The sequence below is a fragment of the Streptomyces sp. NPDC127119 genome (genome assembly GCF_042677425.1).
Taxonomy (GTDB): Bacteria; Actinomycetota; Actinomycetes; order Streptomycetales; family Streptomycetaceae; genus Streptomyces.
In genome coordinates, this window is sequence record NZ_JBHXTO010000011.1 from 110,401 (window position 1) to 123,211 (window position 12,811).

The 12,811-nt window shown below is 71.0% G+C and carries 5 protein-coding genes; 4 read left to right on the plus strand and 1 reads right to left on the minus strand.

Annotated features, from left to right (window positions below):
* Positions 1–23: 23 nt before the first annotated feature.
* Complete coding sequence (locus ACFVH5_RS08470) at positions 24–1,364, minus strand: ferric reductase-like transmembrane domain-containing protein (RefSeq protein WP_385832777.1); 1,341 nt, start codon at positions 1,362–1,364, stop codon at positions 24–26.
* A gap of 191 nt (positions 1,365–1,555) precedes the next feature.
* On the opposite strand from ACFVH5_RS08470, the gene ACFVH5_RS08475 reads away from it, so the two are divergent.
* From ACFVH5_RS08475 to ACFVH5_RS08490, 4 genes are all read left to right on the plus strand, one after another.
* Complete coding sequence (locus ACFVH5_RS08475; RefSeq protein WP_385832778.1) at positions 1,556–2,275, plus strand: response regulator transcription factor; 720 nt, start codon at positions 1,556–1,558, stop codon at positions 2,273–2,275.
* Positions 2,276–2,673: 398 nt separating this feature from the next.
* A complete protein-coding gene (locus ACFVH5_RS08480; RefSeq protein WP_385832779.1) occupies positions 2,674–4,071 on the plus strand; it encodes a methylmalonyl-CoA mutase family protein in 1,398 nt (465 codons plus the stop codon).
* A gap of 818 nt (positions 4,072–4,889) precedes the next feature.
* Complete coding sequence (locus ACFVH5_RS08485; RefSeq protein WP_385832784.1) at positions 4,890–7,709, plus strand: helix-turn-helix transcriptional regulator; 2,820 nt, start codon at positions 4,890–4,892, stop codon at positions 7,707–7,709.
* 330 nt (positions 7,710–8,039) lie between these two features.
* A partial coding sequence (locus tag ACFVH5_RS08490) for a beta-ketoacyl synthase N-terminal-like domain-containing protein (protein WP_385832780.1) occupies positions 8,040–12,811 on the plus strand: 4,772 nt, incomplete at its 3' end.

A 12,811-nucleotide genomic window follows, 5' to 3' on the forward strand; every position in this document is an offset into this window, starting at 1 on the left:
CCTCATCCCGCTCACGGTGTCTCTCAGCCCGCCAGGCTGAAGCGCTCGAAATGGATCTGCGGCTTGGGTACGCCCAGCTCGCGCAGGCTGCCGAGGACCGCGTTCATCATCGGCGGCGGCCCGCACAGGAAGACGTCCCGGTCGTTGATGTCCGGCACGAGCCGCGCGAGCTCGTGCGGTGCCAGCTTGTCGGGGCTGACGGGGCCGGACACCAGGTGCAGCTCGGCACCCTTGGCGTGGGCGAGTTCGCGCAGTTCCTCGTACAGGACCGCGTCCCGGTCGGAGCCCACCCGGTAGATGACCACGGCGTGCCCGTGCAGTTCCTCCAGCAGGGCCCGGATCGGGGTGACTCCGACGCCGCCCGCGATGAGTACGGCCTCGGAGCGGGTGCGGTGCATCGCGGTGAAGGCGCCGTACGGGCCTTCGGCGAAGACCCGCGTGCCCACCTTGAGGTGCCGCAGGGCGGCGGTGCCGTCACCGGCGGTCTTGGCGGTGAGCCGCAGCGAGCGGCCGTCGGGGGCCGCCGACAGGGAGAACGGGTTGGCCTGCCACCAGCGGTCCCTGGTGAGGAACCGCCACAGGAAGAACTGCCCGGCGCGGGCCGGCAGCCGGTCGAGGTCGCGTCCCGTGATGTGGACGGACACGACGGTGTCGGACTCGGGCACCACGGCGGAGACCCGCAGCTGGTGGCGCATGTTCCGCCACAGCGGCAGCACGACCCGGCCCAGGAGCACCGCGCCGAGGGCGACGCCCCACAGCACGTACCAGTACGTCGTGGCGGCGGACGACGCGGTGAACGTCGTACCGGCCGCGACCTGGTGCGTGAACGCCAGCACCACCGCGACGTACGTGTACAGGTGGATGAAGTGCCAGGTCTCGTAGGCGAGCCTGCGGCGGGCGAAGCGGGCCGAGACCCCGCCGATCACAAGGATCAGGCCGAGCGCGACGATCGCGCGGAACACACCCTCGACGGTCTGACCGAGGTCGATCAGCTGGTTCACCGGGTCCATCGAGGACGACTGGGCGTAGCCGAAGGTGATGAACACGGCGTGCCCGAGCAGGGTGAAGAGCAGGCCGAAGCCCACCCAGCGGTGCCAGGAGGTCAGCCGGTCCATGCCGATACGGCGGTCGAACCACGGGAGCCGAGCGACCAGCAGCAGCTGGAAGGCCATGAGGAGCGCGCCGTACAGGCCGACGAGTCTGCCCAGCACGATGAGGGCGTTCGAGGCGAACCCTGCCTGGATGAAGAACACGGTCACGACGACCACGTTCAGGGCCAGCACGCCGTACAGGCCGGCGCGGGCCACCGTCTTGGGGCGCACCGCCGCGGTCGGCGGCGGAACGGTCGTCTGGACAGTCGTCACGGACGGCAACTCCTTGATCGGGTCCTCGGACCCTCGAATCGGGCCCTGGATCCTCATTCGGGTCCTGGGACTCCGAGCCTGCCTCGCCAACCCTGTCGTTTTCCTGTCGATGAACTTTCAAGTGTTTATCGATCTGGTCCCGGGGGGCCCTCGGCCATGACGCATCCGGCCACGTGAAGCACTATGGGCACGTGGAAAAAGTACGACTTCTCGTCGTGGACGACGACCCGCCCATCGCCGACCTGGTCGCGACGGTCGCCCGCTACGAGGGCTGGGAGGCGGTCACCGCGAACTCCGGCGAGGAGGCGCTGCACCGCGCCGCCGAGTTCCACCCGGACATCGTGGTGCTCGACCTGATGCTGCCGGGGCTCGACGGTTTCGCCGTCCTGGACCGCCTGCGCCTGTCCGGAACGATGGTCCCGGTCGTCTTCCTGACCGCCCGGGACGGCGTGGCGGACCGGGTCGCGGGCCTCACCAGGGGCGGTGACGACTATCTCGTCAAACCGTTCGCGGTGGAGGAGCTCATGGCCCGGCTGCGGACCGTGCTGCGCCGCAGCGCGGGACCCGCCTTCCAGCGGTCGGTGCTGACGGTCGCGGACCTCACGATGGACGAGGACACCCGCGAGGTGCGCCGGGGTCAGCGACTGCTGACGCTCACCCCGACCGAGTACGAGGTCCTGCGCTACCTGATGCGCAAGTCGCCCACCGTGCTGACCAAGGCCCAGATCCTCGACCACGTCTGGGAGTACGGCTTCGGCGGCCGCTCGAACGTGGTGGAGCTGGTCATCAGCCGTCTGCGCCGCAAACTCGACGGCGACCCCGACACGACCGCCGACGCCAAGGACGACGAGCCGCAGCTGATCCACACCGTACGGGGCGTCGGCTACGTCGTCCGGCAGGTCACCGAGTGATCGGCCGACCTGGCCGACTCCGCGTCAGGAACCGGCTGTTCCGCTCCTCGCCCCCGGTACGACGGTGACGGGACCGGCGGAGTGGTGAGCGTCAAGGGCAACCCCTCCTCACCCCTACCGATTTGACCCGGTTGCCTAGATCTTCCCGAACGTGCGCACGGTCGCTCGCGAGGCATTGACACCGGTGCGGCCACCTCCCCATCCTGATCACGCCCCGGCGGCCACCGGCGCGAACACCCCCCTCGCCCCACCGCACGGCACCGCTGTGCCCACGCGCGGCGATGAACACGAAGCGTGCGCCGCTGTTGCACGGTCCCGGGCCCAGACCTGGAACCGGATCCGATCCCACGTTCGGTCCCGGACCGCGCGGTCCGGCCGTGACCGAAGGAGAGCCCCGCGTGGCACGTGGACCACAGTCCGATCTGCCCGTCGGGGCGCTCCACGGGGTCGAGCGCCGCACGGGCCGGGATTCGGCGGGGCGGGTGGCGGAGCCGGCCGCGTGCCCCTGCGCCCGGGACGCGTACCGACCGCTGGAGGCCGGGCGGCCCCTGGAGGCCGAAAGGCCGTGCCCGACGCCTCAGTACACCGGCTTCGGTACGGCGACCGCGGCCAACGCCCGCTATCAGCAGCTCGTCTCCAGAGGCACGACGGCGCTGTCGGTCGTCCTCGACCTGCCCACACAGATGGGGTACGACTCCGACGCGCCGCTCGCCCTGGGCAAGGCCGGCGGGTCGGGAGTGGCCGTCGACTCCCTCGACGACATGCGGGTGCTGTTCGGCGGCATACCGCTCGACAGGGTGTCCACGTCGATGACGGTCAGGGCCCCGGCCGCGCTGTTGCTGCTGATGTACCAACTGGTGGGCGAGGAACAGGGCGTACCGGCCGACAGGCTGACCGGGACCGTCGTGTACGACGTGCTCACGGAGTACATGGCCCGGGGCAGCCGCATCTTCCCGCCCGAGCCGTCGCTCCGGCTGGTCGCCGACACCATCGGGTACTGCCGGACCCAGCTCCCCCGGTGGAACACCGTGTCCTTCTCGGGCTGCCACATGGCCGCGGCGGGGGCCACGGCGGCGCAGGAGGTCGCCTTCGCGCCGGCCGACGGCATCGCGTACGTGCGGACCGCGGTGGCGGCGGGGACGGACGTGGGCGACATCGCTCCGTGGCTGTCCTTCTCCTTCGCGGCGCGCGTCCCCGCGTCGGGAGAGGTCGCCGGGTTCCGGGCGGCACGACGGATCTGGGCGCGTGTGACGCGTGGGGAGTTCGGGGCGGAACACCCGGCGTCGTCGACGCCTCGTCCCGGTACGCGGAGACGCGGAGTGCTGTCTGCCGCGCACCCGCCCGAGGGGAACCGGATGACCGCCGACATCGAGGTGGCGGTCGTCGAACTGCTGGCCAGGATGGAGGAGTTGGGCGGCGCGGTCAGCGCCGTCGAACACGGTTGCCGGCAGAGCGAGATCGAGCGTTCGGCGCGCGACGCCACCCGGCGGGCCGACGCCCGCGAACGCGTCACGGCCGGCGCCGACGGTGCACGGCCCGACGGGGAGGAGCCTTGCGCGTTCCTTCTCGTCGACCCGGCCGTCGAGGCCCGGCAGGCCGAACGCATGGCGAAGTTACGGGCCTGGCGCAGCCATGAGCGGGTGGGCGCGGCACTGACCGGGATGCGGCGGACCGCCGCGGGCACCGGCAACGTGCTGTATGCGATGAAGGACGCCCTCGCCGCCGGTGCCACGGTCGGCGAAGTCTGCGACGCCTTGAGTGAAGTGTGGGGCACCTGCACCCCACGCGGCTTCTGACAGCGGTCCGCGGCCGATTGTCCACGAGCCCGGCGATACGGCACGCACCCGCCGATCGGTGTCACATCGGACTTCAATTGTATTACCTCCGGGTAAGGACGACGTGAACGCCGCATCCGATGACACGGGCCCTGCCCGGACGGGCAAAAGAACGGGCAATCTTCAAAGCGGACGAAGGCACTCGTCGTCGCGGCGAAGTGAACTTGCACACGCCCGACAGGCATTTGTTGAGCGACGCTCTGCTTTTCCGGAACCTCCCGCCGCGCGCCCCGGCAAGATCGAAACCTGACCTCATCGGGCCGGAGCGCAGAACGCGGATGCAAAGTAGATCACGCCAACACTTTCGCGCCATGCGGCCCGTGCGGCCTCCGTACGGAAAAAAACCTATGGCGGACGCGCGTATCACCTCGTCCGGGGAACCGCACTTTGCTCCGGCCTCGGGAAGCGGCGACCGCTAACACGATCACTTCGACGGTCGGCCGGTGGAGCCGCCGGCACACCAGAACCGGACAGTAATATTCCCTTTCACAGGGTTAAAAAAAAGACAACACAACACCTCCTATGGGCACCTTCTCGGAGTGATCCAGCCACCCGATCGGGCATGACTCACGGGTAATTTTGCCTCGCCATCGGTAAAAACACAGTTCAGAGCAGCAATGAGGGCATGCCCGAGAGCACTCGACCAGTCGCGGCACGCCAAATATTTGGCTGCTGGACATTGCCCGAATGAATGTCACAAACTTGCAGGGCTTCCGTCTCATACCACGTCGGAGGCGGGCCGGCTCCATGCTCAAAGATTGACAGGGGTGTTCCAAGCAGTGTTACGGGAACGCAGCAAATTACTCGAACAACTCGACGACGTGCTGATCCAGTCCTCGCGCGGCAGCGGCGTCATCGCCACCGTCAGCGGGGCCACCGCGGTGGGGAAGACAACGTTATTCCGCACTCTGACGGAACGGGCTGCCTCAGCGGGCACCATGGTGCTCAGTGCGGTGAGTTCGTCCGATGAGCGACATGTCCCCTACAGCGCACTCGCCCAACTCATGCATTCGATCAATGCCCACTCGTCCGCCACCGGGGCCGGGTACGCCGGGAACGCAGGCAGCGCCCGGCCCGACAGACAGTCGGGCCTGACCATCGTTCCCACGCCGCCCGACGCCCGGGACGATCCGCTGACCGTCGCACGGCAGACCTACCGGATCATCACGCAACTGGCGGCCCGACGGCCCGTGCTGATCGTCGTGGACGACGTCCAGCACACCGACCCGGCGACGCTTTCCTGCCTGCGCTATCTGGCTCAGCGCCTGAGCCAGCTGCCACTGGCGCTGGTCCTCATGCACGGTGTCTCCGTGGACGAGCAGCCGCCGCCCGTCCTGCACGATCTGCTGTACCGGACGAGCGCGAAGCACCTCTACCTGGAACCGTTCTCGCCGCTGGGCATCAAGGAACTGGCCGCGAACCGGCTCCCGTCGCCGCCTTCGGACCGGGTCGTCGTCGAGATGCACCGGATGAGCGGCGGCAATCCGCTGCTCGCCGAGGCACTCGTCGAGGAGCACCGGCTGCGCGCCGCATCCGCGCCCGCATCCGCCGCGGAGCCGACGTCCGTCGACGCGACGATCGGTCCCCTCTTCCACCAGGCGGTCCTCGCCTACCTGCACCGGCTCGGTCCGCGCGCGGTCCGGCTCGCCCAGTGCCTCGCGCTGCTGGACGCCCCGGTCAACCCCGTCCTGCTGAGTCGTCTGAGCGGCATCGACCCGGAACTGCTCAAACGTTACAGCCGGTTGTTCTCGGGCGTCGGCGCGCTGGACGGGCCCCGGCTGCGGCAGGCGGGGGTGCGACAGGCGATCCTCGGCGAGATGTCCCACCACAAGGTGACGCACCTGCGGTACCGCGCCGCCCGTCTGCTGCACGACAGCGGGGCCCCGCCCCAGACGGTCGCCGTGCACCTGGTGGGCATCGGCCCGCTGCACGAGGAGTGGGTGCTGCCCGTCCTCCGTACGGCCGCGGCCCAGTCGCTGGAGGAGGGAGCGCTACCGCAGGCCATCCGGTACCTGGAGCTGGCCCGTGAGTGCTCGTCGGACGAGACACAGCGCCTGTCGGTGAGGTCCCAGTACGCCTACGGCCAGTGGCAGCTCAGTCCCGCCGACTCCGCCCTGCACTTCCTCGGCCTCAAGGACGCCATACTCGAAGGAAAACTGACGGGGGACGACGCGTGGTGGATAGCCGAGGGCATGCTCTTCCACCTCAGCTTCGACGAAGCCGTGGAAGTGGTCGACCACCTCAACGACAACGACGAGGAGGCGGCGACCGCGCTGTACAGCACCCGGATGCTGATGGCCTCGGAGGTGCCCGGAGTGCTCGACCGGCTGAGCCGTCCGCTGGAGGCCACCACGGCGCCGGCGACGTCCCACTCGGAACTGCGTGCGAGGCACGCCCTCGCCCTCGTTCTGGAGCGGGGGGCCGACGAATACGCGGTGGCCCTGGCGGACCAGGCGTTCCAGGGCACCCGGAACAGGCCGACGTCGCAGCTGAGCGGCCTGCCCAAGGCACTTCTCGCCCTGTGCTACGCGGACCGGCTCGAAGCCGCCGACAAGTGGTACGAGGTGATCGCCGCCGACGCGGGCAACTCCGACGCTCCCGGCTGGCGGGCCCAGGGTGAGTGCGTCGGCGCGCTGATCGCGCTGCGGCGCGGCCGGCTGGACGATGCCGTGCGCCGAGCGGAGGCGGCGTACGCGAGGTTGTCCGGTCCCAAGTGGAACGTCAGCAGTGCACTGGCACTGGCCATCCTCATAGAAGCCCACACGGCTAGGTGCGACCACGGTGCCGCGGCCAAGTACCTGGTGGCCGAGCCGCCGCCCGCGTTGTTCCTGACCCGGGCGGGGCTGCACTATCTGTACGCGCGGGGCCGCCATCACCTCGCGACCGGCAACACGTACCTGGCGCTCAGCGACTTCCAGGAGTGCGGACGGTTGATGCGCCGCTGGAATCTCGACACACCCGCCCTCGTGCCGTGGCGGCTGGGTGAGGCCGACGCGTGGCTGCGGCTGGGCGAGAAGGACCGGGCGGTCCGGCTCATCGAGGAACAACTCGCGAAACCGGACAACGGGCTCACCCGCTCGCACGCGATGGCCCTGCACTCACTGGCCCTGACCCAGGCGGCCGCGAAGCAACTCCCGCTCCTGCGGGACGCGTTCCGGCTGCTGGAGACGTGCGGCGCGCGGTACGAGGCCGCCGCTGTCCTGGCCGACCTGAGCCGCGCCTACCAACGGCTGGGCGACAAGCGGGCGCAACCGACCGCGCGACGGGCCTGGCGGCTGGCCAAGGCCTGTCAGGCGGAGTTCCTGTGCCAGTCGCTGCTTCCGACGTCCACGCCCCAGAGCGTCGCCTCCCGGGACAACGCGGCTTGCCGGACCGGTGACAGCACGGGCCAGGACGACTTCGACGGGCTCAGTGAGTCCGAGCGGCGCGTCGCCGTCCTCGCCACCCAGGGGTACGCCAACCGCGAGATCGCCGAGAGGCTGTTCGTCACCGTCAGCACCGTGGAACAGCACCTGACCCGCGTCTACCGCAAGATGGGCATCAGGAACCGCGAGCAGCTCCTGCAGGCAACCCACACCGTCACCCCCCAGTCAGCCTGACCCCCTGCACCGTCGTCCGTCCGGCCCGTCACCACGGGTCGGCCGGCTTCGTCGGTCCCGCCCGTACCCCTTCCCCCGGTGGCCCCGGCCGACACATACGGCACAACAGCTTCTGGCGGCAGGGGCCGTGGTGTGAGCCCTGTCGCCAGGTGCACCGCCTGCCACCGGCCCCTGCCGAGCAGGTCACCGAGACGGCGACGGCCCCTACGGAGTCCTATAGGGGGCTGTACGGGTAGCTGGGGGTGGGCGGCGGAACCAATCATCAATCCCTCAGGACGAACGCCAGTCCGGGCGTTTTCGGAGCGCGTGATGAGGGAGGCGCTCGCCACCATGACGAGTGATCTTGTGCACGGTACTGACGCGATCGCCATCACCGGCTTGTCATGCCGCCTCCCCCAGGCACCGGACGCCGGCGCCTTCTGGGAGCTGTTGCGCGCGGGCCGGAGCGCGATCACCGAGGTACCCCCGGACCGCTGGAACCCGGACGAGGTGCTGCCGGACGCGTCGGAACGGCACCGTGCGGGACTGCGCCGGGGCGGGTTCCTCGACCGGCTGGACGGTTTCGACGCCGAGTTCTTCGGGATATCACCGCGCGAGGCCGTCGCGATCGACCCGCAGCAGCGGCTGTTCGCCGAGCTGGCCTGGGAGGCGCTGGAGGACGCGGGCATCGTGCCGGAGACGCTGCGTTCGACCTCGACGGGCGTCATCGTCGGGGCGATCGCCGGCGACTACGCGGCGCTGGCACAGCGCGGTGGCGCGATCACGCAGCATTCGCTGCCGGGTCTGAACCGCGGTGTCATCGCCAACCGGGTGTCCTACGCGCTGGGCCTGCACGGCCCGAGCCTGTCGGTGGACTCCGCACAGTCGTCGTCACTGGTCGCGGTCCACCTGGCGGTGGACAGCCTGCGCAGGGGCGAGTGCACACTGGCCCTCGCGGGCGGTGTGGCGCTCAACTTCGCGCCCGAGAGCGCCGAGGTCGCCGGACGGTTCGGCGGTCTGTCGCCGGACGGACGCTGCTTCACCTTCGACAGCCGCGCCAACGGATACGTACGCGGTGAGGGCGGCGGAGTCGTCGTGCTGAAGCCGCTGGCACACGCGGTGCGCGACGGCGACACGGTGTACGGGGTCATCCTCGGCAGCGCGGTCAACAACGACGGCGCCACCGACGGCCTCACCGTGCCCAGCGCCGAGGCTCAGGCGACGGTGCTGCGGCAGGCCTGCCTGGACGCGGGCGTGGACCCGCGGCAGGTCCGCTACGTGGAGCTGCACGGGACGGGCACCCCGACCGGCGACCCGCTGGAGGCGGCCGGCGTGGGCGCCGCGTACGGCAGCGCCCGTCCCGCGGACTCCCCCGTCCTCGTCGGCTCGGCCAAGACCAACGTCGGGCACCTGGAAGGCGCGGCGGGCATCGTCGGACTGATCAAGACGGCGCTGAGCATCCGGCACCGGGAGATCCCGGCCAGCCTCAACTACGAGACCCCCAACCCGGCCATCGACCCCCGGGCGCTGAACCTGCGCGTGCAGACCGAGTGCGGTCCGTGGCCGGACGCGCCGCTGCTGGCAGGGGTCAGCTCCTTCGGTGTGGGCGGAACGAACTGCCACGTGGTACTCGCCGAGGCGCCGGTGCCGGCCACGACCGAGGAGGACGCGCCGGGGGCCGGCGAGCCGGAGATCCCGCTGGCCCCGTGGCCGGTGTCCGGACGAACGGACTCGGCTCTGCGGGCCCAGGCCGGAAGGCTGCTGGAGCGGCGGGCCACCGACGCCGACGCATACGACGTCGGGTCGTCGCTGGCCGGCTCGCGCACGCACTTCCAGCACCGCGCGGTCGTCCTCGGCCCCGACCACGACGCGCAGTTGGAGGCGTTGCGGACGGGCGCCGAGATCCCCGGGCTCATCACGGGCATCACCGGCGACCACGGCAAGGTCGCACTGGTCTTCCCGGGTCAGGGCTCCCAGTGGGAGGGCATGGCGCGCGAACTGCTGCGTACGTCGGCGGTCTTCCGTACCTCGATCGAGGCGTGCCACGAGGCCCTCGCCCCGTACGTCGACTGGTCGCTGGTGGACACACTGGGCGGGGAGCCCGGCGCGCCCGCGCTGGACCGTGCCGATGTCGTCCAGCCGGTGCTCTTCGCGGTGATGGTCTCGCTCGCCCGGGTGTGGGAGTCGCTCGGTGTGCGGCCGGACGCGGTGGTCGGGCACTCGCAGGGCGAAGTCGCCGCGGCCCACATCGCGGGCGCTCTGGACCTGGCGGACGCCGCGCGGATCGTGGCGCTCCGCAGCCGGACGATCATGACGCTGGCGGGCACCGGGGCACTGGCGTCGGTGCCGCTGCCGGCCGACCGTGTCACCGAGTACATCGCCCCGTCCGACGGGGAGTTGAGTATCGCCGCGGTCAACGGGCCCGGTGCCACGGTCGTGGCCGGGTCCCCCGCCGCCGTGGCCGAACTGCTGGCACGCTGCGAGGCCGACGGGATCCGCGCGAAGGCCGTCCCCGCCGTGGACTTCGCCTCGCACTCGCCGCACATGGAGGCCATCCGGGAGCAGTTGCTGGAGCAGCTCGACGGGGTGACGCCGCGTTCGTGCGACATCGCGTTCTACTCGACGGTCAGCGCGAGCGCCGTCGACACGGCAGGGCTGGACGCCGGGTACTGGTACACCAACCTCCGGCAGCCGGTCCTCTTCGAGGCGACACTGCGCGTCATGGCGGAGGCGGGGTTCGGCACGTTCGTCGAGTCGAGCCCGCACCCCGTTCTGACGCTCGGGGTGCGCCAGACGCTGCCGGACGCGATCGTCGTGGGGTCGCTGCGCCGCAACGAGGCGCCGTGGCCGCTGCTGTTGACCTCGCTGGCGGAGCTGCACGTGCGCGGTCTGCCGGTGGACTGGTCGGCCGTCTTCACGGGACGGCCGCCGCGCCGTGTCGAGCTGCCCACCTACGCCTTCCAGCGCAGGAGTTACTGGCCCGAGGTGCCGGACACGTTCCGGTCCGCCGCGCCGGCCGCCGCGCCCGACCGGCCGGAGGAGCTCGACGAGGCTCCGGCGGCGGGCCCCGCGTGGCCGGACCTGCTGGCGGCGCTCCCGCGGGAGGAACGCCATCGTGAGGCGCTGAAGCTGGTGCGGCTGCGCACGGCCATCGTGCTCGGTCATCTGAGTACGGACACGGTGGACGTCGACCGTGCGTTCCGTGAGCTGGGCCTGGACTCCACGATGGCGGTCCAGCTCCGGCAGAGCATCGCGAGCGCCACCGGACTGGCCCTGCCCGAAAGCCTCGTCTTCGACCACCCGAGCCCGTCGCGGCTCGCCCGTCGACTGTGCGAACTCGCCCTGGACGAGGGCCCCGTACCGGCCGTGGCCCAGGTGGTGACGTCGGCGGTGGACGCCGACGACCCGATCGTGATCGTCGGCATGGGCTGCCGGTTCCCCGGCGGCGCCGGTTCGCCCGAGGACCTGTGGCGGCTGGTCGACGACGGGGTGGACGCCATCTCGGGCTTCCCCACCGACCGCGGCTGGGACCTGGACGCGCTGTACGACCCCGAGCCCGGTGTCCGCGGCAAGACCTACACGCGGCAGGGCGGATTCCTGCACGACGCCGCCGAGTTCGACACCGAGTTCTTCGGCATCAGCCCCCGCGAGGCCACGGCGATGGACCCGCAGCAGCGGGTGCTGCTGCAGGTCGCCTGGGAGGCGGTCGAACGCGCCGGCATCGATCCGGGTGAGCTGCACGGCAGCAGCACCGGCGTGTTCGTGGGTGCGATGTCCCAGGAGTACGGCCCACGGCTGCACGAGGGCGACGACGGGCTGGGCGGCTATCTGCTCACCGGCAACACCGCGAGCGTCACCTCGGGCCGCCTCGCCTACACCTTCGGTCTCGAAGGGCCGGCGGTGACGATCGACACGGCCTGCTCCTCGTCGCTCGTCGCGATGCACCAGGCGGTGCAGTCCCTGCGGGCCGGTGACTGTTCGCTGGCCCTGGCGGGCGGTGTCACCGTCATGGCGACCGCGGGCATGTTCGTGGAGTTCGGGCAACAGCGGGGCCTCGCGGCCGACGGCCGGTGCAAGTCCTTCGCGGCCGGCGCCGACGGCACCATCTGGGCCGAGGGCGCGGGCATGGTCCTCCTCGAACGCCTCTCCGACGCCCGTGCCAAGGGACACACCGTCCTGGCCGTCATCCGCGGCTCGGCCGTCAACCAGGACGGTGCCTCCAACGGCCTCACCGCGCCCAACGGCCCCTCCCAGCAGCGCGTCATCGGCGCGGCGCTGGCCGGGGCCGGGCTCACCCCCGACCAGGTCGACGCGGTCGAGGCCCACGGCACGGGCACCTCGCTGGGCGACCCCATCGAGGCGCAGGCCCTGCTGGCCACGTACGGACAAGGCCGTGACGAACCCCTCTGGCTGGGCTCGCTGAAGTCGAACATCGGCCACAGTCAGGCGGCGGCCGGTATCGGCGGGGTCATCAAGATGATCCAGGCCATGCGCCACGGCACCCTGCCCCGGACCCTGCACGTCGACGAGCCCAGCCGGTCCATCGACTGGAGCGCGGGCAACGTGAAGCTGCTGACGGAGGCCCGTCCCTGGCCCGAGACCGGCCGGCCCCGTCGCGCCGCCGTCTCCTCCTTCGGCATCAGCGGCACCAACGCCCACCTCATCCTCGAAGCCCCGCCCGCACCACAGGACACGGACACCCCACCCGCACCGGACGTTCCCGAGGGAACCCTCCTGCCCTGGACGCTGTCCGCCAGAACCGGACCGGCTCTTCGTGAGCAGGCCGAGCGGCTTCTGGAGCACGTCACCCGGCACCCGCACCTCCACCCGGCGCACATCGGCCACGCCCTCGTCGCCACCCGCGCGCGCTTCGGGCAGCGGGCCGTGGTCGTCGGCAGCGGGCGCGACGAACTGGTCGCCGGTCTGCGGGCGCTGAGCCGCCAGGAGGCATCGCGCGCGGTCGTCACGGGCGTGGCACGCGAGGGTGCGACGGCGTTCCTGTTCACGGGTCAGGGGTCGCAGCGAGCAGGCATGGGACGACGCCTGTACGACACCCACCCCGTCTTCCGCGACACCTTCGACGAGGTCTGCACCACCCTGGACCACCACCTCAACGCCGAACA